Annotated in this window: 23 protein-coding genes; 10 read left to right on the top strand and 13 right to left on the bottom strand. The window is 72.2% G+C overall.

The genetic code is table 11. From position 1 onward, the window contains the following. The first annotated feature begins 353 nt into the window (after positions 1-353). Positions 354-1,055 carry a transglycosylase SLT domain-containing protein gene (locus tag CYQ11_RS01890; protein ID WP_099198023.1) on the top strand — a complete coding sequence of 234 codons (702 nt, stop codon included), beginning with the start codon at positions 354-356 and terminating at the stop codon, positions 1,053-1,055. Between the two features lie 99 nt (positions 1,056-1,154). Here the strand turns inward: CYQ11_RS01890 and CYQ11_RS01885 are convergent, their stop codons facing one another. Further along, a complete protein-coding gene (locus CYQ11_RS01885; RefSeq protein WP_099198022.1) occupies positions 1,155-2,048 on the bottom strand; it encodes an alpha/beta fold hydrolase in 894 nt (297 codons plus the stop codon). Positions 2,049-2,270: 222 nt separating this feature from the next. Between CYQ11_RS01885 and CYQ11_RS01880 the strand changes: the two genes are divergently transcribed. After that, positions 2,271-2,867, top strand: a complete 597-nt coding sequence (locus CYQ11_RS01880) for a hypothetical protein (protein ID WP_099198021.1) — start codon at positions 2,271-2,273, stop codon at positions 2,865-2,867. Positions 2,868-2,889: 22 nt separating this feature from the next. Here the strand turns inward: CYQ11_RS01880 and CYQ11_RS01875 are convergent, their stop codons facing one another. The 4 genes from CYQ11_RS01875 to CYQ11_RS01860 form a co-directional block, all read right to left on the bottom strand. Further along, complete coding sequence (locus CYQ11_RS01875; RefSeq protein WP_099198020.1) at positions 2,890-3,279, bottom strand: nuclear transport factor 2 family protein; 390 nt, start codon at positions 3,277-3,279, stop codon at positions 2,890-2,892. Positions 3,280-3,308: 29 nt separating this feature from the next. Continuing rightward, positions 3,309-3,989, bottom strand: a complete 681-nt coding sequence (locus CYQ11_RS01870) for a hypothetical protein (RefSeq protein WP_099198019.1) — start codon at positions 3,987-3,989, stop codon at positions 3,309-3,311. A gap of 56 nt (positions 3,990-4,045) precedes the next feature. Beyond that, positions 4,046-4,834, bottom strand: a complete 789-nt coding sequence (locus CYQ11_RS01865) for an alpha/beta fold hydrolase (RefSeq protein WP_099198122.1) — start codon at positions 4,832-4,834, stop codon at positions 4,046-4,048. A gap of 71 nt (positions 4,835-4,905) precedes the next feature. Beyond that, positions 4,906-5,526 carry a TetR/AcrR family transcriptional regulator gene (locus CYQ11_RS01860; protein ID WP_181143543.1) on the bottom strand — a complete coding sequence of 207 codons (621 nt, stop codon included), beginning with the start codon at positions 5,524-5,526 and terminating at the stop codon, positions 4,906-4,908. Between the two features lie 50 nt (positions 5,527-5,576). On the opposite strand from CYQ11_RS01860, the gene CYQ11_RS01855 reads away from it, so the two are divergent. Continuing rightward, positions 5,577-6,128 carry a GNAT family N-acetyltransferase gene (locus tag CYQ11_RS01855; RefSeq protein WP_099198017.1) on the top strand — a complete coding sequence of 184 codons (552 nt, stop codon included), beginning with the start codon at positions 5,577-5,579 and terminating at the stop codon, positions 6,126-6,128. Between the two features lie 293 nt (positions 6,129-6,421). Continuing rightward, positions 6,422-6,868: a hypothetical protein gene (locus CYQ11_RS01850; protein WP_099198016.1), complete on the top strand. Its 447-nt coding sequence runs from the start codon at positions 6,422-6,424 to the stop codon at positions 6,866-6,868. A 69-nt stretch (positions 6,869-6,937) separates the two neighbouring features. Here CYQ11_RS01850 and CYQ11_RS01845 read toward each other — a convergent pair whose 3' ends face one another. From CYQ11_RS01845 to CYQ11_RS01835, 3 genes are all read right to left on the bottom strand, one after another. After that, positions 6,938-7,687 carry a nucleotidyltransferase domain-containing protein gene (locus tag CYQ11_RS01845; RefSeq protein WP_099198015.1) on the bottom strand — a complete coding sequence of 250 codons (750 nt, stop codon included), beginning with the start codon at positions 7,685-7,687 and terminating at the stop codon, positions 6,938-6,940. Between the two features lie 116 nt (positions 7,688-7,803). Further along, a complete protein-coding gene (locus CYQ11_RS01840) occupies positions 7,804-9,039 on the bottom strand; it encodes a winged helix DNA-binding domain-containing protein (RefSeq protein WP_099198014.1) in 1,236 nt (411 codons plus the stop codon). A gap of 243 nt (positions 9,040-9,282) precedes the next feature. Then, complete coding sequence (locus CYQ11_RS01835; protein ID WP_099198013.1) at positions 9,283-10,002, bottom strand: NADPH-dependent F420 reductase; 720 nt, start codon at positions 10,000-10,002, stop codon at positions 9,283-9,285. Positions 10,003-10,093: 91 nt separating this feature from the next. Here CYQ11_RS01835 and CYQ11_RS01830 point away from each other — a divergent pair, with 91 nt between their 5' ends. Continuing rightward, the gene (locus CYQ11_RS01830; RefSeq protein WP_099198121.1) at positions 10,094-11,053 is read left to right on the top strand and encodes a helix-turn-helix transcriptional regulator; all 960 of its coding nucleotides are present in this window, start codon (positions 10,094-10,096) and stop codon (positions 11,051-11,053) included. A gap of 289 nt (positions 11,054-11,342) precedes the next feature. On the opposite strand, the gene CYQ11_RS01825 is transcribed toward CYQ11_RS01830, so the two are convergent. The 4 genes from CYQ11_RS01825 to CYQ11_RS01810 all read right to left on the bottom strand — a co-directional run bounded on the left by CYQ11_RS01825 (position 11,343) and on the right by CYQ11_RS01810 (position 15,693). Beyond that, positions 11,343-12,683 (bottom strand): cytochrome P450, encoded by a 1,341-nt coding sequence (locus CYQ11_RS01825; RefSeq protein WP_104650941.1) that lies wholly within the window; start codon positions 12,681-12,683, stop codon positions 11,343-11,345. After that, positions 12,680-13,492 (bottom strand): alpha/beta fold hydrolase, encoded by an 813-nt coding sequence (locus tag CYQ11_RS01820; RefSeq protein WP_099198012.1) that lies wholly within the window; start codon positions 13,490-13,492, stop codon positions 12,680-12,682. Before CYQ11_RS01820 ends, CYQ11_RS01825 begins: the two co-directional genes overlap by 4 nt. A 168-nt stretch (positions 13,493-13,660) precedes the next feature. After that, positions 13,661-14,359: a response regulator gene (locus CYQ11_RS01815; protein WP_099198011.1), complete on the bottom strand. Its 699-nt coding sequence runs from the start codon at positions 14,357-14,359 to the stop codon at positions 13,661-13,663. After that, positions 14,356-15,693 (bottom strand): sensor histidine kinase, encoded by a 1,338-nt coding sequence (locus CYQ11_RS01810; RefSeq protein WP_240003213.1) that lies wholly within the window; start codon positions 15,691-15,693, stop codon positions 14,356-14,358. The genes CYQ11_RS01815 and CYQ11_RS01810 overlap by 4 nt, the downstream gene beginning before the upstream one ends. Before the next feature lie 187 nt (positions 15,694-15,880). Here CYQ11_RS01810 and CYQ11_RS01805 point away from each other — a divergent pair, with 187 nt between their 5' ends. From CYQ11_RS01805 to CYQ11_RS01795, 3 genes are all read left to right on the top strand, one after another. Further along, a complete protein-coding gene (locus tag CYQ11_RS01805) occupies positions 15,881-16,582 on the top strand; it encodes a hypothetical protein (protein ID WP_099198010.1) in 702 nt (233 codons plus the stop codon). Positions 16,583-16,673: 91 nt separating this feature from the next. After that, on the top strand, positions 16,674-17,231 hold the full coding sequence (locus CYQ11_RS01800; RefSeq protein ID WP_240003212.1) for a hypothetical protein: 558 nt from the start codon (positions 16,674-16,676) through the stop codon (positions 17,229-17,231). Between the two features lie 312 nt (positions 17,232-17,543). After that, a complete protein-coding gene (locus CYQ11_RS01795; protein WP_099198008.1) occupies positions 17,544-18,260 on the top strand; it encodes a transglycosylase SLT domain-containing protein in 717 nt (238 codons plus the stop codon). An 82-nt stretch (positions 18,261-18,342) separates the two neighbouring features. Here CYQ11_RS01795 and CYQ11_RS01790 read toward each other — a convergent pair whose 3' ends face one another. After that, complete coding sequence (locus CYQ11_RS01790; protein WP_099198007.1) at positions 18,343-18,864, bottom strand: methylated-DNA--[protein]-cysteine S-methyltransferase; 522 nt, start codon at positions 18,862-18,864, stop codon at positions 18,343-18,345. A gap of 369 nt (positions 18,865-19,233) precedes the next feature. On the opposite strand from CYQ11_RS01790, the gene CYQ11_RS01785 reads away from it, so the two are divergent. Then, complete coding sequence (locus CYQ11_RS01785; RefSeq protein ID WP_099197862.1) at positions 19,234-19,950, top strand: transglycosylase SLT domain-containing protein; 717 nt, start codon at positions 19,234-19,236, stop codon at positions 19,948-19,950. Between the two features lie 174 nt (positions 19,951-20,124). Further along, positions 20,125-21,177 (top strand): YihY/virulence factor BrkB family protein, encoded by a 1,053-nt coding sequence (locus CYQ11_RS01780; RefSeq protein ID WP_099197861.1) that lies wholly within the window; start codon positions 20,125-20,127, stop codon positions 21,175-21,177. The last annotated feature ends 93 nt before the right edge of the window (positions 21,178-21,270 follow it).

The raw sequence follows: 21,270 nt of genomic DNA, 5'->3' as shown, positions 1-21,270 counted from the left end.
CGCCCGGCCGCCGCCTTCCTCCGGCACTGCTGACCCTCACTCACGCTGAGCAGCGCACGGTCGCGCAGAGGTGACCCGCGGGGGCGTGTCCTGTGAGGCCGCTCATGCGACCTGGGTCACCTACCGGGCTCTTTAGTGAAAGGACGTCTCCGACAGGGCCCGTGAACAGGGGGCCGGTGAGGGAAACGCGGGGGCGGTGAACGAGTGGGGGTAGTAGGTCACATCGTTGCGGGGGGTTTTCGCTGCCGCTAACAATTGCGGGGTCGCACGGCGCCGTTGACAGAGAAACGGCGCTTTTTTCGCGCCGTTACGGGCCACTGCGACTTCGCGATGGGAAGAGGTTCAGCTCAGTTATGCGTTCCACTCACTCCGGCTATACCCGTCTGTCCAAGGTTCACAAGTTCTCCGCCGCCGGTCTGACCGCGGCCGCTGCCGCCACGGTGGTGTTCGCCGCGGTGTCCGGTGGTACTGCTTCTGCCGCTGAGGCTCATGCGGTGAAGCCGGTGGCGTGGAGTGCCGGGTCTTTTGGTGAGACGCAGCAGGACGAGCTGGCCAAGCAGGTCGACGCGGCTGCGAAGCAGGCCAAGGCCGACGCCGCCGCGAAGAAGGCCGATGCTGGTGTGAAGGCGAAGGCTGAGCAGGAGCGCGCGAGCCGTTCCGAGGCCCGCAAGCCCATGAAGCCTGCCGCGGCCAAGCCCGCCGCGAAGCCGGCCGCCCCGGCGAAGAAGGCGTACGCCGACAATCTGGACGGCTGGATCCGTCAGTCGCTGGACATCCTGCACGCCAAGGGCGTTCCGGCCTCTTATGAGGGCATCAAGCGGAACATTATGCGTGAGTCGACCGGTAACCCCCGTGCGATCAACGACTGGGATGTCAACGCCGTCAATGGTGTGCCGTCGAAGGGTCTGCTGCAGATCATCGATCCGACGTTCAAGGCGTATCACGTCGAGGGCACCTCGTGGGACATCTGGGACCCGGTCGCCAACATCACCGCGTCCTGCAACTACGCGGCCGACAAGTACGGCTCGATGGACAACGTCAACTCCGCCTACTGATCACCGGTCATCGATCACTGATCAGAGGCGGAAGCGCCGCGAAGGGCGGCGGCACCCCCACCGGGTGCCGCCGCCCTTCGCCGTGTCCTGGCGCTGACGTCAGAGAGCCGGCGTACCGGGGCGCCTGCCTGCGGCGTGATCGAGGACGGCCCGGGTGAGCGGCGCGAGGACCTCGCGGGGGAGCGCGTGGCCCATGCCGGGGATCTCCACGACGCGTGCGCCACGGATCGCCTGAGCGAGGTGCTGGGGGTGCGGCGGGGGGAAGACCGGTTCGGCGGGGGCGGAGACGACCAGGGTGGGCACGTCGGTGCGGGCCAGTTCGTCCGTGCGGAGCAGGCCGGAGTCGTCGGCGCGGCCGTGCGCGGTGGTGGTGGCGTAGTGCCCGGTGTGCTCGATGATCCGTCGCTCGAGGCCGCGGAAGTAGTCCGCGTCGAAGGGGAGCTGGCCGCCGGACAACGCCCGCCAGTGCTCGACGCGCCGGTCCAGTTCGGCCTCCAGGCCATGGTCCTCGACCGGCCGGGACCACATCTCCAGGACGTGCGGGGCGATGCCGGGCAGCTCCGTGGGCGGGATCCGGGTCCCGTCGGGTGCGGTGTAGGGGGCGGTGCTCAGCGCGCACGTCCCCATCAGGGTGGCGCTGAGCAGACGGTCGGGGTGATCGGCGATCAGCAGCTGGGCGAGCATGCCGCCCAGCGACAGGCCCACGATGTGGGCGCGGTCGACGCCGAGCCCGTCCAGGACGGCGACCGCGTCGTGGGCGAGATCGGTGATCGCGTACGGCTGCCGGTCGAAGGGCCAGGTGGAGCGGCCGGTGTCGCGGTGGTCGTAGCGGATCACGCGGTGGTGGACGGCGAGGGCGTCCACGAGCTCGTCGGGCCAGCCCATGCCGGAGGCCTGCGCGCCCATGATCAGCAGGAGCGGGGGCGCGTCGGCCGCGCCGCGCTCCTCCACCCACAGGCGTATGCCCGGCGCGGCGTCGACGAAGTGGTGCATGGGGGGGCTCCTCCCGCGAGGTCTACGGTGATGAGCTAGATAATACGATACGGTCCGTCTCGCGATCAAGAGTGAAGGGTGCCCGACGTCATCCCCGAGGCGCGGCCCCCTCGGCTTTCCGGCGGAGCGGCTTCAGCCCGCCGAGCGATTCGCGACGGCCCCGTTGGCTGCGATCTTCATGACCGAACGGCCGACCGAGCCCACCGCGACCAAGGACCGCCCATGAAACTGCTCCCGCCCGCTGACGTACCCGCCGCCACCCGCTTCGGACGGGCCCGTGCCGCGTGGCGGGCGGCTCACGAGCCCGTGGCCGGAGTGTCCCGGCGGGTGCGGCGCGTGGCCTGCGCTATACCGCTGACCGTCCTGCCGTCGAGCCTGTGGCGGCTCCCGGCGGCGTTCGACCGCGGGATCGGGTTCGGTGAGCGGGCGTACGTCGTCTTCCTGTCGGTGCTGTCCGAGGTGCTGGCGTTCACCGCGTTCGGCCTGGTCGCCCGCTGGGGCGAGGTGTTTCCGCGCTGGATCCCGTTCCTGGGCGGCCGCCGGGTTCCGGCGAGGGCGGCGGTCGTCCCCGCGGCGCTCGGGGCCGGGCTCCTCACGGGCATGTGGACCGTCCTGACCGTCGCCACGCAGATCGCCGGCAAGACGATCCGGGGCGATGACCTTCCCGGCGACTTCCCCAGCGAGGCCGGCGGCTGGGAGGCCGCCTCGTTCTACGTCTGCTACGCGCCGCTGACTCTCTGGGGGCCGCTGCTGGCCGTGCTGACCGTCGCGTACGGGAAACGCCGTCGCGCGGCCGGGAGCGCGGTCGCGGGGGCCTGACGCGGCGGAGGCCCGCTGCTGATCACGACCAGAACTCGTCCTCTGCCTGCTGATCCCCCTGGAACTCGCGGAACGCGACAGCCCTGCCGTCGGCGATCTCCCATACGTGCACTTCCGGCGAGGACCAGGACCGGCCGTCGCGCTCCGCGCTCACCGTGCACAGGACCACGACCCGCGACGCGTCCGTGAGCACGTCGTCGACGCGGATGCGGAACGAGCCCCCGGACAGTTCCATGACCCGTCCGAAGAATCCGACGAGTTCCTGGTGTCCTCGGTAGTCGCCGGACAGCGGGCCGCGTCCCGGAACGTGCCAGGTGATGTCCTCGGCGAAGGCCTGAAGCACCGCGGGGACGTCACCGGCTCCGAAGGCGTCGTACGCCCCCGTGATCAGTTGCCGGTTGTCGGTGACCATCGTCGCCTCTCCCGCCCTTCCGGAGCCGGTCAGGTCTGCGCCTTCTCCTTTCCATGCTCCTGCGCTGAGCCGTCAGCCGCACCCGGGGCGGGCGGGGCCAGGGCGCGGACGAGAGCGGTGGTGACCGGAACCGCGTGGTCGGGCAGGTGCCGGGCCGCCCAAGCGTCGACCAGGCGAAGGAAGTCCGTCAGGTCACGTTCCACACCGGCAAGCAGAGGCCGCAGCCCGGTGACGGTTGTCTCGATCACCGGGCTGTCGTCCTGCTCTGCGTCCACGGTCAACCGGACGGTGCCGCCGAGGCGTTCCGCGACGGGGCTGGGGTCGTGACCGAAGGAAGCCCAGCCGTCGCCGTCGAGGACTTCACCCCAGTCGCCCCGCTCTTCCAGGCCGTTGCAGCAGCCCGGCAGGAGGGTGACGCCAGTGGCGGTGTCGGTCATGCGCAGGCCACCGGACGCGAAGAGCGGGTCCATGGTGAGCAGCCCGTGCAGGAAGGCCCCGAGCGGATCGGTGGCCCGTTGCGACAGCGGACCGTCGTCGCCCTCGGGATCCATGTCGTTGCACGCGGCGATGGACATCACCGCCGTACCGACCTCCGCCTGGCTGAGAGCACCGCTCAACGGCAGGAAGGTGTACGGCTCCAGCGCGGCCACCGGCCAGAGAGCGAAGCCGTCACGGGACTGGATCTCCAGAACGGGTTGCAGAACGATCACCTGGCCAGTGTGAACCAGGCGCGATCCACGTGCTGGGGGAGTCCGGTTCGGCGTGCTCATCCGTCGTGGTCGTGCTCCGCGAGGAAGTCCAGCACCAGCGGACCCGCGGTGGCGCGGAACTCCTCGAAGTAGGCGTGCCGTGCTCCGGGGATGAGGTGCAGCCGGGCGCCCGGGATGCGGTCCGCGAGGAGGTGCGCGTTGGCCGTGGGGTTGAGGAGGTCGTCGGTGCCGTGCACCACCAGCGTGGGCGCCGAGATGTCCGGCAGCACGTCCCACGCGTCGTGCGCGTTGCTGGCGGCCAGGTGCCGGCGGCGCGCGTAGGCGGGCATGGCGGGGTCGCCGAGCGTGTTGCGGGGACCCGTGCCGGTCGCGAGCCAGGCCGGCGTGTACATCAGTTCGCGCAGGGCCCGGCCGGCCGCGGGGCCGGGCCGGGCCAGTGCCCTGCGGACGTCGTCGCCGCGCTCGACGGCGTGCCGGCCGCCCGGCGACGTACAGCCGAGCACCAGGGCGCGGACCCGGTGCGGGTAGCGGGCGGCCAGCCGCTGGGCGACTCGTCCGCCCATGGACGTGCCGTAGACGTGGGCGCGGTCGACGCCGAGGTCGTCCAGCACCGCGACGACGTCCTGCGCGAACCCCTCGATGCTGTACGGTTCGTCGGGTTTGTCGCTCTCGCCGGTGCCCCGGTAGTCGAGGGTGACGGTGCGGTGGGCGGCTTGGAAGTCGTCACGGACGTGATCCCACCAGTGGTGGGTGTTGGCCTGGCCTGCCAGCAGGACGAGCGGGGTGCCGTCCCCCCGGGGCTGGTAGGCGATGCGGACCCCATCCGTACTCTTCGCGTGCGGCACGACGTTTCCCTTCGGCACGTGGCGGCTGCTCACTCTCCCGCCGCCCACTGGATCTTGAGGGGTCCAGCCTGTCAGGACGGGGTCGCGTGACCGCCACCGGATGAGGGTTGGGAGGCCAGCGCGGCCAGGTAGTCGTCCAGAAGCTCGACCTGGCGGTCCGGCGGGAATGCCGCGGGAGCGAAAAGGGCCTGCACGACCAGGCCCAGGACGAACGACTGGGCGCCGGCCGCGACGCGTCCCGGGTCTCCGGCGGGCAGTTCGCCGCGCTCCTGCGCCACGGCGACCAGGTCGCGCAGCTTGTCGCGGCTACGCCCGTACTTGCGGGCGTAGTCGTCACTCAGCCCGGGGTCGGCGAGCGCGGTGTCCCAGGAGGACACCCAGATCCGGTTGCTGGCGGTGGCCTCGGCCGTCAGCGGCAGGATGTCGAGCAGGGCGGCCCTCACGGCGGACAGGCCCCTCCCGGCCGTGCGCCGGGGGCGGGAGGCGCTGCGGGTGTCGAGCAGGTCGAGGGCATGCGCGACCAGGTCGCGCTTGGTGGGGAAGTAGTGGGTGAGCAGGCCGGTGGTCGCCCCGAGCTCGGTGGCGACGGCCCGCAGGGTCAGCCCGCCGAATCCGTGCGCGGCCAACACCCGCCAGACCGCCTCCGAGACGTCGCGGCGACGGGCTTCGTGATCTCCCTTGGTGCGTGGCATGCTGCTACGGTACATAACCATAACGCTTGTTGTGTGAATGCGAGGTCTTCATGTTTTCCCTTCCTCTGCGGGACGACGCCCGCCTCCGTCCGCTGGAGACATGGCATGCCGAAGAGTTCGCCGCCCACCTGGACCGGGCCCGCGAGCACATCCGGCCCTGGGTCGGGCCGGCGTTCGTCACCGACGACGTCGACGGGGCGCGGGCCACGATCCGCCGGTACGCCGAGCGCCAGGCCACGGACGGCGCCCGCCTCTACGGCATCTGGCTCGACGACGTCCTGGTCGGCGGCGTGATGTTCACGGACTTCGACGCCGCGTGGGGATCGTGCGAGGTCGGTTGCTGGCTGGAGCCCGCGGCCGAGGGCCGCGGCCTGATCACGGAGGCGTGCCGCGCCCTGCTGGACTGGGCGTTCACCACCCGGGGGCTGCACCGCGCCGAATGGCACTGCCGGGCCGACAACGACCGCAGCTACGCCGTGGCCGAGCGGCTCGGCATGGTGCTCGAGGGAGTGCGACGCGAGGCATGGCCCTTCGAGGGCGCCCGTTATGACAAGCAGATCTGGGGAGTCCTCGCCTCCGAATGGCGGGCCCACCGCCCCTGACCGAGGCCCGGAGCCGGAAAGCCCGGTTCCCGCGTTCCCGGCCGCCCCCGTCGAGGGGCGGGGCGGCCGGGCGGCCGGATCCTGTACCGCGCCGGGCGGTGCCCGGCGGGACGGCGGCCCTCAACACGCCTCCGACCGGGACGCTTTCGCAACTGCGATCGAGCAGTCCGCGCCGTAGTCGACTTGGCGGCATCCGGACCTTTGCGCTGCCCGGGCGGGCAGGGATCGTTGTCCCGTGCACCGGTGACGTCACGCCACCGGCCCGAGTGAACCGTGAGAGAGGGAGTCCCCGCATGCCTCCGATCCCGGTAAAGCCCGGCATCTACAAGATCCACGCGCACATCATCGGCCCGTCGGCCCTGGTGACGGCCACCGAGCACGCCATCAAGCACGGCGCTCCCGTCATCACCGACCGGCTGAACCCCCTGCCGATCGAGCAGGAATGGCTGATCGAGCCGGCCGAGCCCGTGCCCGGCTCGCCCTACGTGATCCGCCTCGCCCAGCACGAGGAAGTCGGCCTCGTGATCGTGGACGACAAGCTGTACGTGAACGGCGTGCAGCGGCCCGAGCTGGCCACGTTCACGTTCGAACGGGTCATCGGCGGCGTCAAGATCATCTCGGACAAGGGGCTCGCTCTGCGCGCCGGGCACCGCGGCGCGCAGCTCGAAGTGGTGCCGCCCAAGCCCGAGTTCCAGGAGACGTGGACCCTGGAGTTCACCAGCCCGGTCCACGACGACTGACCCGGGGAACGCGAAGGGCGGGCCGGGCCGGACGGCGGCCCCGGGCCGCCCTTCGCGCCTGTGCGGTGCTCACACGGCGGTCTCGAACAGCCTCTCCGCATCGGCGATCGCCTGCGTCAGGGAGTCGGGCTCCGGCCTCAGTCCGGCCATGATGGCGTCGGTGCCGCGCAGGCCCGCCCGCAGCAGGAGCCGCTTCTCGTTGGTGACCCACTCGCCGCGAGCGGCCAGCACCGCGTGTGCCGTCTGCGCGGCGGCGGTGGCCAACGCCCCCGCGACCTCGGTGGCCTGGCCGCCCCGCACGTAGGCGCCCCTGGCGTAGTGGAGGGTCGTGGCCGCCCGCCCGCGCCACACCGGCGGGGCCGCTTCGCGCAGTGCCCTCGGGTATGCGGGACGGGGCAGGGTGCCCCGGAGCACCTGGTTGACGGCGAGTTCAGCGACCACCAGGTAGCTGGGGATGCCCGCCAGGTGGAACATCAGGGGCTCCCAGTGGAAGCGGCCCTGCCGGGCCTCGGCGAGTTCGTGCTCGACGACGTCGAGGTCACGGTAGTGGACGTCCACGGGCCGGCCGTCGATCGTGAGCCACGCCCCGCCGTTGAAGACGCCCCCGCCCCAGGCGCCGATCTCGGAAACCTCCCCGTCCCAGCCGACGGCGCGCAGGTCGGCCGGGTCGAAGCCCCCGCGGTAGTACACGGCCAGATCCCAGTCGCTGTCAGGAGTGTGCGTGCCCTGGGCCCGTGAGCCACCCAGTGTGACGGCGTGCACGGCGGGCAGGGCAGCGAGCCGGTCGGCGACGTGGTCGAGGAAGAGGTCGTCGGTCATGGGGATCCTCGGTCGAAGGGGCAACGGGCGGTGCGCGCCCCGGCGTGAACGCCGGAGCGCGGTCACCAGGGTCGCAGGAGTGCTCACCGATCCCAAGCCCCCAGGGCCACCGGTGATCAGCCGGCCGTGCGGGCCCCGGACGGCGGGGCCGAGAGCCGGCGTTCGAGAGGGGTGCGGTAGCAGGGGGTGACCCGGACGCCGCCGAGGAAGGCCGTCAGCCGCTCGATCTCGGTCGCGACGGCGGCGCGCCCTTCACGGCCGGGGTCGGTGAGGAAGTGGTGGTTGATGTGGCCGTGCGGCTGCTGCGCCCACGCGCCGACGATGCGGCCGTTCCACCAGATGGTGGGGCCGATGTTGCCGTTGCGGTCGAAGAGGGCCTTGGTGTGGTCACCGTCCAGGTACCAACCGCGGTGACGCCAGCCCATGGGCGTGGGGTCCAGGCCGGGGAGGAGGGCGGCGGAGGGTTCCGGCGCGTCGTCGGGAACGTCGAGATGCTCGGGCAGCGAGTAGCCCGTACCCTCGTCCAGTTCGACGGCCTGGGCGCCGGTGGCGGCCAGGGCCTTGCGCGTGTCGGTGAGGGTCCAGCCGGTCCACCACCTCACGTCGTCCACGGTGACCGGCCCGAACGCCGCCACGTAGCGACGGGCCAGTTCGGTCTTCGCCTCGGCGACGGGCACCTCCGGCAGCGGGCGTGCCGGCGCCCAACGGAACTGCGCCGAGGTCCACGAACCGGCCGGGCGGGCACGCCGGATGCGTCCCTCGGCGGCGAGCACGCCCAGGACGGGGGTGCTCGCGCGCTGCCGCGACTCGTACGGCTTGCCCGGGAAGGTGATGATCTGCTCGCGCAAGTCCGGTATGGCGGCGGCGAGTTGGACGGCGGTGGCCGCGCCGTGTGCCGTGAGCGCCTGGAGGGTCGCGTGCTCCACGGCGGCGTAGCGCCGTGCGTCCCAGCCCAGCGCGTCGTGCAGTCTCGCCATGGCGTCGGTGCGGTGACGGTGCGCATGGCCTCCGGCGGTCGCGGCGTGGACGGCCGGGGCGAGCGGGGCCGGGACGACGAACATGGTGCGACGCATGCACCGGATGCGGGCCAGCGCGGGGGCCCCTGCCGGCTGACCACCGGCCGGTCGCCCGGCGGGCGTGCCGTAGAGCGCCGCCTCGACGGCGCCGGCGGTGGGCGCGTGCATCCGGGCGGCCGCGGCGAGGAAGACGGTCGCGGGATCGGTGGCGTGCAGGCCGACCAGGGCGTCGGCCGCCGCCTCCGGCGCCTTCTCCCGGACGGAGGGCGCCAGGAGGTGGCGCCGCACGAGGCGGGCGCGGCGCTGGGCGGCGGTGATGTGGGGCAGGGCGGTCATGTGCGGCTCTTGGTGTGTCGGCGCCACGATGGGCGTGCCAGTGGGGGCGTCGGGGTCAGGGGGCGTGGATGCAGAAGGGCTGACCGGAGGGGCGGGCAGGGCCGCCCGCGGCGAGGCGGTTCCTTCGCGGTGGCGCGGCGCCCGTGCTCCGGGACGGGCGGGGGCGGGACGCGAGCGGCCGCCCGGTGCCGGGGGCCACGCCTGGCCGGTGCCGTGGCGCCGGTGACGGCGGTCCGTCCGGCCTCAGCGCACGACCTTGATGCCGAAACGGCCGCCGAACTGCTGGCCGAGGCCGAACCCGATGGCCGAGTGCATGTGGGCGTACATCTCCATGCCGCGGGCGCACACGAGGGGGCCGAGATCGAGGACGTCGGTCCAGCCGTAGTCCTTCAGCAGCTCCGTGACCTGCCGCTTGGCGTCGTCGTGGTCACCGGCGACGAACATGGTGTGGTCGCCGCCCCCGACGATCGCGGGGTTGACGACGGTCTCCTGCTCCTGGGTGACGAAGGACTTGACGACCTTGGTCCGGGGAAGGGCGCGCTGGATCCGCTCGCCGAGACTGTCCACGTCACAGGGGTCGAGCTTCGGCATGATCCCCCACGGGGTCGGCCAGGGGTGCTCGACCTGGGGGTTGTAGACGTACGGCACGGCGTAGTCGACGAGCGTCTTGCCCGCGAGCTGGTCGGCAACGGAGGACAGGGCGGCGACGGCGTTGTGGCCGTCGATGCCGCCCACGACCAGCGAGTCCGCGGCGGCCGCGGCCTCGCCGAAGGTGCGCAGCTGAATGCCGGGGTGGTCGGCGAGCCACCGGCCGTAGGGCGGGTTGCCCATCATGTCGGGCTCCGTGCGGGCCAGCGTGGCCTCGGGGTCGCGGGTGCCGACGTAGACGTCGTGGCCGAGCCCAAGGAGCTTGGCGGCGTGGGCGCGACCACCGCCACCGGTACCAAGAACCGTGATTTTCATGGGAAACCTCCTGCTTTATTACTGCGGACAGATCCACACTAGGAGGCTTTCAGGACAGGCTGTGTCCTTTGACCCGTGCATAGTGGACGTCATGACGAGCGACATGACCGCCCGCATGCTGCGGCTGCTGTCCCTGCTGCAGACCCGGCGGGAATGGTCCGGCTCCGACTTGGCCGAACGGCTCGGCGTGACCGTCCGCACCGTCCGCCGCGACATCGACCGGCTGCGCGAACTGGGCTACCCCGTCGACAGCGCCCGCGGCCACGCCGGCGGCTACCGGCTGGCCGCCGGCGCCGATCTGCCGCCCCTCCTCGTGGACGACGACGAGGCCGTGGCCATCGCCGTCGCCCTGCGGACGGCCGCGGGCGGCCTCACCGGCATCGAGGAGACCACCCTCAGGGCCCTGGCCAAGCTCGAACAGGTCCTGCCTCGCCGCCTGCGCGGACAGGTCACCGCCCTCCAGACCTCCCTCGCCGGCATCACCTGGGAACCCCGGGGCCCGCGCGCCGACCCGGCCGTCCTGGCCACCCTCGCCGTGGCCTGCCGCGACCACGAAGTCCTCACCTTCGGCTACACCACCCGCCACGGCACCGCCGCGTCCCGCCGGGCCGAGCCCTGCCACCTGGTCGTGTCCGGCGGCCTGTGGTACCTCCTCGCCCACGACACCGACAAGGACGACTGGCGTCTCTTCCGCCTCGACCGGATCACCCAGCCCACCCCCACCGGCCGACGGGTCCCGCGCCGCCGGGTACCGGGGGACGACCCGGCCGCCTTCGTCGCCGGCCGCCTGTCGGCCGCCCCCACCCGTCATCGGGCCGTCGCCACCGTCCATGCCTCCGCCGACCACGTCCGCGCCCGCACCCGCGGCCTGGGCACCCGCGTCCAGCCCCTCGACGAGGGCACCTGCCGCGTCGACGCCTCGGACGACGTGCTGCCACGCATCGCCCAGACCCTCGCCGGCCTCGACACCGACTACACCCTCGACGCCGACGCGGACGTCCTCGAACACCTCCGCGCCACCGCCCGCCGCACCCTGCGCGCCACGGGCTGACCGCCTCCCGGTCACGGGCCGGCCGGGCCGCCACCCTCGCCGGCGTCCGGTCGGCGGGCCGCCGCCCCCGCACGCGGCGGTCCTGGCGCCCGGCGAAGCCGACAAGGCCCTTCACCTGCACGGGCGAAACAGGGAGGCCCCGGCTGCCTGCCGGGAACACCACCACCCCACACTCCCGGCCCGGCCGCCGTCGCCGGATGCCACGGGAGAGCCGACACCGTCGGTCACCCCGCCGGCGGTCACGGGGGCGGCACGGGCTCGCAGGAGAAGACCTCTCGTTCCGGTCCGGTCACCCGGCGGTGACGTACAGCGGAAGCGACTTCACCCCGTTGATGAAGTTCGACACGAGCCGCCGCGGCGGCCCTGCGAGCGTCAGGGACGGCAGGAGCCGCCGCGTCTCCTCGTAGAGCACCCGTAGCTGCAGCCGGGCGAAGTGCGCGCCCAGGCACACGTGCGGTCCGTCGCCGAAGGAGACGTGCGGGTTGGGGGTGCGGGACAGGTCCAGCCGGTGCGGCGCCGCGAAGACCCGCTCGTCGTAGTTGGCGGACCCGTGGAAGACGACCACCTTGTCGCCCGCGCGCAGGCGCCGGCCGGCCAGTTCGGTGTCGTGGGCCGCGGTACGGCGGAAGCTGAGCACCGGCGGGTGCCAGCGCAGCAGCTCCTCCACGCTCGACGCCGTCCCCACGTCCCCCGCGCGCAACCGGCGGTATTCGTCAGGATGCCGTGCCAGGGCCCACAGCCCGCCGGGGGCGGCGCTGCGGACCGTGTCGTTGCCCGCGATGGTCAGCAGGAAGAAGGACATCTCCAGCTCGGCCGTCTCCAGCTCCGCCCACGCGCATGCGGCCGTCTCCGGCTTCACCTGCGACGGCTCCCTCTGCCCCGGCCTCGTCCGCGACGCGAGCACGGTCATCACGTCGTCGCCGGGGTGCCGGCGCTTGTGGGCGGCCAGCTCCCGGGCGTAGCCGAACATGTCGCTCAGCATGGCGGGGGAGCGCGGGTCCACGGGCCGCCCGCCCGGGCCGGGCGCGGGTGCTCCGGACTCATCCGGGTCCTGGTAGCCGATGACGCGCCGGGTCCAGTCCAGCAGCAGCTCCCGGTCGGCGGCCGGCACACCGAGCAGGTCGGCGAGGTTGAGCAGGGCGAAGTCGTCCGTGACGGCGGCGACGACGTCGCAGACCCCGTCCCCGGCGCGAGCCGCGTCGACGGCTCCTGTCAGCAGGCCGCGCGCCCGTTCCCGGGCGGCGGCCGCGAAGCGGTCGATGCGACGGGGGGTGAAGGCGTGGCTGATCAGCCGGCGCAGCCGCCCGTGCTCCGGCGGGTCCTGATTGAGCATCATGCGCCGGACGAACGGCAGGTCGGCGGGATCGGGGTCCCGGATCTGCGTCGCCCCGAGACGGGAGGAGTACGTACGCCCGTCCTTGAGGACGCGCACGACGTCGTTGTGGCGGGTGACCGCCCAGAAACCAGGTCCGGCGGGCCAGCCGAGCACCCCGTGCTCCTCCTGCCAGACCACCGGGTGGCGGTCGCGGAGGGTCCGGTACGCCGCGTGCGGCAGGCCGTCGGCGTAGATCCGGGGGTCGAAGACGTCCGGCACCCCGGCCTCCGCGGCGCCGGTCACCGGGCCGGTCACGCGGGCCGCGGTCCGTTCCCCGGCGCCTGCCCCCGCCCGTCGCCGTCGGCCCGCAGGAAGTCCTCCATGGCCCGGATCAGCTCCAGCGGCGTCTCGTCCATGGCGTAGTGCCCCGCCGACGGCAGCTCGAGGAGCCGGCTGTCGGCGTACCAGCGCAGCCACGTCCCCCGCATCAGATCGGCCGTCAGCGCGGGATCGAGCGTCCCCACGACCGCCAGTGCCGGAACCGTCGAGTCCGCGACCTCGGCGTGGAAGTCCTCCCCGGCCCAGGAGTCGAGCCAGGCACGGAACGCCTTGGCCTCGCTGCGCTCCAGCGAGCGTGACACCATCCGGTCCAGCCAGCCGGCAGGACGCTTCCCGCCCGTCGTGAAGTCGATGATCACACGCCGGTTCTGGGGGGCGTGCGCGGCGGAGGAGAACAGTTCCCACTGTTCCGGCGGCAGCGGAAGCCCCGAGGCGGGGACGGGGGAGATCCCCACGAGCCTGCGCACCCGGTCCGGCGCCAGGGCCAGCAGCCGCTGCGCCACGCTGCCGCCCATCGAGTGCCCGACCACCGAGAACCGCTCCCAGCCCAGCCGGTCGGCGACGGCCAGGACGTCGGCGGCCCCCTCGGCGGTGGTGTACGCGCCCGGCGCGTCCTTGGCCTCGCCGTAGCCGCGCAGATCGACCAGGGCGTACTGGAACGCGCTCCGGTCGACGTCCGGCAGGATCGGGTCGAAGGCGGACCTGTCGGCGAACCACCCGTGTACGGCGACGACTTTGTGCGGGCCGTCACCGTGCACGGTGTGGGGCAGGACGAAGGACTCCACGCTGACTCCTCACGCGGGGGACGGGCCGGCCGGCGCCCGACGGTCACGCCCCCACAGTGACCGCGATCCGCCGCCCCGGCAAGGGCGTCGGCCGCCGCCCGGCAGCCGTAGCCGGTGGGGTCGCCCCCGGAAGACGCGACGGCGCGCGGCCGATCCCCGGGGCAGGCCCTACGGTTCGTCGTACGGCTCGGGGGTGGCGAGCCCCGTCTTCCAGGCCCACGCCGCGATGCCGACGCGGTTGCCGGTCTTCAACTTGGTCTGGATGTTGGCGATGTGGGTCTTCGCCGTCCCCGGCGAGATGAAGAGCTCGGCGGCGATCCGGGCGTTGGTGTGGCCGCGCGCGATGAGGCGGACGATCTCGCGTTCCCGGTCGGTGAGCGGGTCCGGGGGCGTCCCTCCCGGCGGGCCGGCGGCGGGGCGGGGCGACGGCGTCGCGGTGAGCCGGCGCAGGAGCCGGACGGTGATCTGGGGGCTGATGAGCGCGTCGCCGGCCATCGCGGCCCTGACGCCCTCGATCAGCAGGGCCGGCCCGGAGCGCTTGAGGAGGAATCCGCTGGCGCCGTTGTGCAACGCGGTGTGCACGTAGTCGTCCAGGTCGAAGGTCGTCACGACGATCACGCGGGTGGGGCACGCGGACCCGGGTCCGGCGAGACGCCGGGTGAGTTCCAGGCCGTCGAGGTGCGGCATCCGGATGTCGGCCAGGACGACGTCCGGCCGGAGCCGCGACGCCAGATCGAGCGCGGTGGCTCCGTCGGCGGCCTCACCGACGACGGTCATGTCGGGCTGCGAGTCGAGTACGAGGCGGAATCCGCTGCGGACGTCGTCCTGGTCGTCGGCCAGCAGGATGCGGGTGGGCGCGTTGGTCACGACGGCTGCTCGGTCAGGGCCGGCGACGTCGTCCGCTTCGGCCCGGAGGGCAGCGGCTCCGGCGCCGGTGGTTCCGGCGTCGGAGGTTCCTGCGACAGGGGTTCCGGCGTCAGCGGCAGGACGGCGGTCACGCGCCAGCCGTCACCGTGCGGCCCGTAGACCAGTGTGCCGCCGGCGGCCCGTACGCGCTCGCGCAGGCCGTTCAGACCGCGCCCGCCGTGCCCCTCCCGCTCCCGGCGGAGGGCCGTACGGGTGCCGGCCCGCTTCCCGGCCCCACCATCGTCGACGACCGAGACCTCCAGGGCTGACGCACCGTCGGTGGTACGGACACGGGTGAGGGCCACGTCGACGCGTGAGGCGCCGGGGGCGTGACGGCGGACGTTGGTGAGGGCCTCGACGACCGTCCGGTAGGCCGTCGAACCGGCCGTCCGTGAGAGGCCGTCGGTGGCGCCCGCCGCGACGCCGAGGCGAGCCGTCTGCGAGAGGTCGGCCGAGGAGAACCGTGCGACGAGGCCGGGGAGCTGGTCCACACCGGGCAGGGGTTCGACGCCGCCCGTGCCCACCGGCCGGGCATCGGCGCCGTCCGCCTCGTGAAGGGTCTTCACCATGCGGTCCATGGACGCCAACGCGTTGAGCCCCGCCGCCTCGATGCGCTCCAGCGCCGGCAACGCCCGCGCGGGGTCGGTCTCGGCCACGAAACGAGCGGCCTGTGCCTGCGCCACGATCCCACTGACGTCGTGGGCAACGAAGTCGTGCAGGTCACGGGCGAGTTCGAGCTGCTGCGAGCGCCGGGTCTCGACGACCAGACGGCGCCTGCGGTGCTCCATCAGACGGGGGTAGCCCCCGACCACCACCGCACCCAGCACGGGCAGGGACCAGAACGCCGCCGCGCCCGCCAGCGTCAACACGGACGGCGCCGGCATCAACGGCAGCGACCACGTCGCCACCGCCGTGGCCGCCGGTGCGCCCGCCGCCACCGCGCGGGGCGGCGGCACCCAGCGGGCCGCGACCACCAGGAGCACCAGCAGGACGGCGACTTCCACGAGCCGCACCCACGACTCCCCGGTCGTCGTGGGCGGCTCAGCCCCCACGGTGACGGCCAGGGACAGGACTCCGGCGAGCGCGAGCGGCCCGCCGAGGCGTTCGGTTGAGCGCGGCCAGCCTGCCAGGACCCACAGCAGCACGGTGGCGGCGGCGATCGCGGACAGGGCCCCGTAGGGCTGCGTCACGCCACCACGCGTCACGGCGACGGCGCCGACGGCCGCACATCCCGTCAAAGCGGCGGCCACGGCCGGGATCGCTTCCCGGCGTCCGAAGTTCTTGATCGTCCCCACTCCTTGATCCTACGGGCGGGACGCCGCGCCCTTCCTCTGCCGAACGGCAGAGGCGAGCGGATCACGACGGCCGGAGATCCGCTGATCGGCAGATGGTCCGGACCGGGCCCGCGCAACGAGAGTGGAGCACGTCACCGGGACAACGGCCGCCGACAGCGGCCCGTCCGATCGATCGAAGGAGCTCGCCATGCCCGGCATCCTCTCCACTCCGCGTCGCCGGATCACCGTCGGGGCGGTGGCCGCGACGACGGCGTTCGCCGCCCTGACCGGCCTGTCCCACGTCGCCTCGGCGTCCGCCTCGTCGTCCTCCGCCTCCCCACACGCTGCGGGAACGGATGCGGCACCGGCGGCCGGGACGGCCGCCAAGGAGAAGCAGACCGGTCCCGCCAAGGTCAGCGGAGAGGGGCGCATCTTCTACGCCTACTCGCCCGACGACGACATCCGCTTCTCCGTCGACGCGACAGCGGCGCCCTTCAGTCGCCCCGTCGACCAACTGCCGAAGGGAATGCCCAGCGATGCCCGCGGCACGGTCGCCTTCTCCCACTGGGTGGCCAAGACGAAGGAGACCCGCAGAGCGGAGGCCGCGGTCGACTGCCTGGTCACCGCGGGTGACACGGCGACGCTCACCGCTGTCATCACGAAGTCCGCCGACCCCCGGGAGATCGGGACCCGGTACGGCTTCAGCGTCAAGAACGGCGGCCCCGGCAAGGGCCGGTTCGGCTTCCACTGGGGCGTCAGCAACGTCGACATCGTCGACGGCAAGACCACGGCTCCCAGGGTCGGGACGTGCATGGCACCGGCTCCGTTCGCACCGGTGACCCAGGGCGGCCTCAAGGTCACGCACGGGGAGCTCCCTCCGCTGCCGGAGGGATGGCAGCCCGGCCGGTGACCGCGCCGAGCCCGGGGCCGGCGCCCACGCCAAGGACAGCCCTCTGACAGCACTCCGAGGGAAACGACTGAAGACGAAGGAAGAAGACGTCGTGTCACATACGATGACGGCCCGCTCGCAGTCCGCCACGGAACCGCAGGGGCCGGCCGTTCCCCGGTCGATCCGATGGGCGGCGCATGCCGCCGCCTGGTCCCTGCTGCCGTCGGGCCTGTGGCGCTGCGCCATCGCCTTCGGCATGCCGTCCGGATTCGGCGAGGGCACACCACTGCACGAGAGCAACTTTCCCGGCTGGACGTCACTCAACCTGATAGCGCTGAGCGTCTTCGCCGAGTGCCTGGGACTGCTCACGCTCGGCCTGGTCCAGCCCTGGGGCGAGAGAGTGCCGCCCTGGGTGCCGCTCCTCGGAGGCCGGAAGGTCCCCGTCCTCGCGGCGGTCGTCCCCGCGGCACTGGGGGCGGCGGCGGTCACCGTGATCACGTCCATGGCGGCCTGCGGGGGATGGTCGGGAGAGATGGCGGCGGACGACGCCCCCAAGGGCGGATCGGCCTGGCTCATGACCGCCTGCTACGTGCCCCTGCTGGCCTGGGGCCCGCTCCTGGCAGTTGTCACGGTCGCCTATTACCGGCGTCGTCGGGCTACCGGAAGCTGACTACGGGGCGCGAGGCAGCACTTCTGTAAGTGAGTGAACGGCCCGCGCGATGTGAGGCCGCTCATGGGACCCGGATCACTGAGGGGCCTCTTTAGTAGGGAGGCGGTTCCCCACGGGGGTGGGAATCGGGGTGGGCGGGGATCGGTCCCGGGGCGGTGAACGAGTGGGGGTAGTAGGTCACAGCGTTGCGGGGGGTTTTCGCTGCCGCTAGCAATTGCGGGGTCGCACGGCGCCGTCGACAGAGAAACGGCGCTTTTTTCGCGCCGTTACGGGCCACTGCGACTTCGCGATGGGAAGAGGTTCAGCTCAGTTATGCGTTCCACTCACTCCGGCTATACCCGTCTGTCCAAGGTTCACAAGGTCTCCGCCGCCGGTCTGACCGCGGCCGCTGCCGCCACGGTGGTGTTCGCCGCGGTGTCCGGTGGTACGGCTTCTGCCGCTGAGGCTCATGCGGTGAAGCCGGTGGCGTGGAGTGCCGGGTCTTTTGGTGAGACGCAGCAGGACGAGCTGAGCACGTACGCCGATGCCGCCGCGGCGAAGGCCAAGGCTGAGGCCGCCGCCAAGGTGAAGGCTGCCGCGAAGGCCGATGCTGCCGCGAAGGCCAAGGCCGACCAGGAGCGCGCCAGCCGTTCCGAGGCCCGCAAGCCCATGAAGCCTGCCGCGGCCAAGCCCGCCGCGAAGCCGGCCGCTCCCGCCAAGAAGGCGTACGCCGACAATCTGGACGGCTGGATCCGTCAGTCGCTGGACATCCTGCACGCCAAGGGCGTTCCGGCCTCTTACGAGGGCATCAAGCGCAATGTCATGCGTGAGTCGACCGGTAACCCCCGTGCGATCAACGACTGGGATGTCAATGCTGTGAACGGTGTGCCGTCGAAGGGTCTGCTGCAGATCATCGATCCGACGTTCAAGGCGTATCACGTCGAGGGCACCTCGTGGGACATCTGGGACCCGGTCGCCAACATCACCGCGTCCTGCAACTACGCGGCCGACAAGTACGGCTCGATGGACAACGTCAACTCCGCCTACTGATCAGTCACCACTGATCGACCCTGGCAGCCGCGAAGGGTGGCGGCACCCCCGCCCGGGGTGCCGCCGCCCTTTCGCGCCGCCCTCAAGCCGGCAACATGAGCTGCCGTGCGCCCTGCCGCTCGAAGCCGAGCAGCCGCTGCTTGCGGTCCAGCCCACCGCCGTAGCCGGTGAGGTCGCCCGTGGACCCCAGGACCCGGTGGCAGGGGACGATGATGCCGACGGGGTTACGGCCGTTGGCCAGCCCCACGGCCCGGGCGGCGGCGGGCCGCCCGATCGTCGCGGCGAGTTGTCCGTAGGAGACGGTGCTCCCGAACGGGATGCCCAGTAGCGCTTCCCATACGGTGCGTTGGAACGGCGTGCCGCGCAGGCGCAGCGGGAGATCGAACTCGGTGCGGCGTCCGCTGAAGTACTCCTCCAGCTGTGCCTCCACCTCGCCGAACGGCCGCGAGTCCCGCTCGTCGAAGCTCTCCTCCGGCGGCCGGTGGCGCTGCTGCTCCATGTAGAGGCCGGCGAGCCCGCCGTCCTCGGCGACGAGCGTCAGGGCGCCGTAGGGACTGTCGATCACCGTGTGCACGCGGTGTGACGCCGGGATGTGGGTGGTCATGTCCCCAGTCTTCCGTGTGCCTCGCGCCCCGGCTGGCGGAGATCGGACATGGTCGTGGCCTGCCGCGTGCGCACGCTCACACGGCGCGAGCGTACGGGGCCTGCGGTGTGAGGCCGCTCATGCGACCCACATCACTTATAGGGCCTCTTTAGTGATGAGGCGATTCCCTTGTGCCCTGCCTGCCGGGGAACGCTTGGGTGAGTTCATGCCTTATGAACGGCGTGGGGTAGTAGGTCACACCTTTGCCAACGGGTTTTTCCGCCGCTAACAATTGCGGGGTCGCACGGCGCCGTCGACAGAGAAACGGCGCTTTTTTCGCGCCGTTACGGGCCACTGCGACTTCGCGATGGGAAGAGGTTCAGCTCAGTTATGCGTTCCACTCACTCCGGCTATACCCGTCTGTCCAAGGTTCACAAGGTCTCCGCCGCCGGTCTGACCGCGGCCGCTGCCGCCACGGTGGTGTTCGCCGCGGTGTCCGGTGGTACTGCTTCTGCCGCTGATGCTCATGCGGTGAAGCCGGTGGCGTGGAGTGCGGAGTCTTTTGGAGAGACGCAGCAGGACGAGCTGAGCACGTACGCCGATGCCGCCGCGGCGAAGGCCAAGGCTGAGGCCGCCGCCAAGGTGAAGGCTGCCGCGAAGGCCGAGGCCGACGCGAAGGCCAAGGCCGACCAGGAGCGCGCGAGCCGTTCCGAGGCCCGCAAGCCCATGAAGCCTGCCGCGGCCAAGCCCGCCGCGAAGCCGGCCGCTCCCGCCAAGAAGGCGTACGCCGACAACCTGGACGGCTGGATCCGCCAGTCGCTGGACATCCTGCACGCCAAGGGCGTTCCGGCCTCTTACGAGGGCATCAAGCGCAACGTCATGCGTGAGTCGACCGGTAACCCCCGTGCGATCAACGACTGGGACGTCAATGCTGTGAACGGTGTGCCGTCGAAGGGTCTGCTGCAGATCATCGATCCGACGTTCAAGGCGTATCACGTCGAGGGCACCTCGTGGGACATCTGGGACCCGGTCGCCAACATCACCGCGTCCTGCAACTACGCGGCCGACAAGTACGGCTCGATGGACAACGTCAACTCCGCCTACTGATCAGTCACCACTGATCGCCGAGTAGAGCCGGCAGCTGCGAAGGGCGGCGGCACCCCACCCGGGTGCCGCCGCCCTCGCGCTCGTCCAGGGGTCCTCCCGCCGTTGGTGTGACGCGGACGCCGAAAAGGCGCCGGGGAGGGTTCCGCGGCGGCCCGGGCGGTTACCTGCCAGGACATGGCACCGACACCGAAGCCCGGGCCGGGGGGCGATCCCGGCCGTGACCCCCGTCAGAGCCGTCGCGGTGGAGGCGGAGGCGACCCCGTCCCGAAGGCGGCGGGGGACGCGCCGCGCGAGCCGACCGACATGCCCACGAAGTCGTGGCGGGCGGTGCTGCGCCGCACTCTGGGGGAGTTCCGGGACGACGAGCTCACCGACCGGGCCGCGGCGCTCACGTACTACGCCGTGCTCTCGCTGTTCCCGGCCCTGCTGGTCCTCGTCGCCCTCCTGGGCGTCGCGGGGGAGTCGGCCGTCAACGGGCTCTCGGACAACCTCCGGCGCCTCGCGCCCGGGCCGGCGCGGGACGTGCTCACCAACGCGGTGGGCCAGCTGCGCGGGGGCTCCGGCACCGGTTCCCTGCTCGCGGTCGTGGCCCTGCTGGCGGCCGTGTGGTCGGCGTCCGGGTACGTCGCGGCGTTCATCCGCGCTTCCAACGCCGTCTACGACGTCGCCGAGGGCCGTCCGGTGTGGAAGGTCACGCCCCTGCGGCTGGCCCTGACGGTGCTGCTGATACTGATGGCCTGCGCCAGCGCGCTCATCGTCGTCTTCACCGGGGGGCTCGCCCGGCAGGCCGGCGCCGCGCTCGGCCTCGGGGACACGGCCGTGACCGTGTGGTCGATCGCCAAGTGGCCCGTGCTGGTCCTCCTGGTCAGCATCATGATCACAACCCTCTACTGGGCCTCGCCGAACGTCAGGGTGCACGGATTCCGGTGGATCACCCCCGGCAGCTTCCTGGCCCTGGTGATCTGGCTGGGCGCCTCCGCGGGTTTCGCGGTGTACGTGGCCAACTTCGCCTCGTACAACAAGACCTACGGCACCCTCGCCGGTGTGATCGTCTTCCTGGTGTGGATCTGGGTCACCAACCTGGCGATCCTGCTGGGCCTGGAGTTCGACGCGGAGATGGCGCGCGAGCGCGCCGTCATCCGCGGCCACCCCGAGTGGAAGGAGCCGTACGTCGAGCCTCGCGACACCCGCGAATGGACGGAGAAGGACCGGCGCCGCGCCGACTGACGCGCCGGGGCTGCGGGGCGTACCCCCGGAATACCGCCGCCCCGTTCGCGGCGCCCTGTGAGGATCATCATGACGGCGTCACCTTTTTCCTCG

The sequence above is a fragment of the Streptomyces cinnamoneus genome (assembly GCF_002939475.1).
GTDB classification, from domain to species: domain Bacteria; phylum Actinomycetota; class Actinomycetes; order Streptomycetales; family Streptomycetaceae; genus Streptomyces; species Streptomyces cinnamoneus_A.
This window is presented reverse-complemented; position numbering and strand designations above follow the sequence as displayed.

What these genes read in the sequence shown, in the direction of transcription:
- CYQ11_RS01890 (WP_099198023.1), top strand. Translation starts at nt 354, where the DNA reads ATGCGTTCCACTCACTCCGGCTATACCCGTCTGTCCAAGGTTCACAAG.
- CYQ11_RS01885 (WP_099198022.1), bottom strand. Translation starts at nt 2,048, where the DNA reads ATGCACCACTTCGTCGACGCCGCGCCGGGCATACGCCTGTGGGTGGAG.
- CYQ11_RS01880 (WP_099198021.1), top strand. Translation starts at nt 2,271, where the DNA reads ATGAAACTGCTCCCGCCCGCTGACGTACCCGCCGCCACCCGCTTCGGA.
- CYQ11_RS01875 (WP_099198020.1), bottom strand. Translation starts at nt 3,279, where the DNA reads ATGGTCACCGACAACCGGCAACTGATCACGGGGGCGTACGACGCCTTC.
- CYQ11_RS01860 (WP_181143543.1), bottom strand. Translation starts at nt 5,526, where the DNA reads ATGCCACGCACCAAGGGAGATCACGAAGCCCGTCGCCGCGACGTCTCG.
- CYQ11_RS01855 (WP_099198017.1), top strand. Translation starts at nt 5,577, where the DNA reads ATGTTTTCCCTTCCTCTGCGGGACGACGCCCGCCTCCGTCCGCTGGAG.
- CYQ11_RS01850 (WP_099198016.1), top strand. Translation starts at nt 6,422, where the DNA reads ATGCCTCCGATCCCGGTAAAGCCCGGCATCTACAAGATCCACGCGCAC.
- CYQ11_RS01845 (WP_099198015.1), bottom strand. Translation starts at nt 7,687, where the DNA reads ATGACCGACGACCTCTTCCTCGACCACGTCGCCGACCGGCTCGCTGCC.
- CYQ11_RS01840 (WP_099198014.1), bottom strand. Translation starts at nt 9,039, where the DNA reads ATGACCGCCCTGCCCCACATCACCGCCGCCCAGCGCCGCGCCCGCCTC.
- CYQ11_RS01835 (WP_099198013.1), bottom strand. Translation starts at nt 10,002, where the DNA reads ATGAAAATCACGGTTCTTGGTACCGGTGGCGGTGGTCGCGCCCACGCC.
- CYQ11_RS01830 (WP_099198121.1), top strand. Translation starts at nt 10,094, where the DNA reads ATGACGAGCGACATGACCGCCCGCATGCTGCGGCTGCTGTCCCTGCTG.
- CYQ11_RS01805 (WP_099198010.1), top strand. Translation starts at nt 15,881, where the DNA reads ATGCCCGGCATCCTCTCCACTCCGCGTCGCCGGATCACCGTCGGGGCG.
- CYQ11_RS01795 (WP_099198008.1), top strand. Translation starts at nt 17,544, where the DNA reads ATGCGTTCCACTCACTCCGGCTATACCCGTCTGTCCAAGGTTCACAAG.
- CYQ11_RS01790 (WP_099198007.1), bottom strand. Translation starts at nt 18,864, where the DNA reads ATGACCACCCACATCCCGGCGTCACACCGCGTGCACACGGTGATCGAC.
- CYQ11_RS01785 (WP_099197862.1), top strand. Translation starts at nt 19,234, where the DNA reads ATGCGTTCCACTCACTCCGGCTATACCCGTCTGTCCAAGGTTCACAAG.
- CYQ11_RS01780 (WP_099197861.1), top strand. Translation starts at nt 20,125, where the DNA reads ATGGCACCGACACCGAAGCCCGGGCCGGGGGGCGATCCCGGCCGTGAC.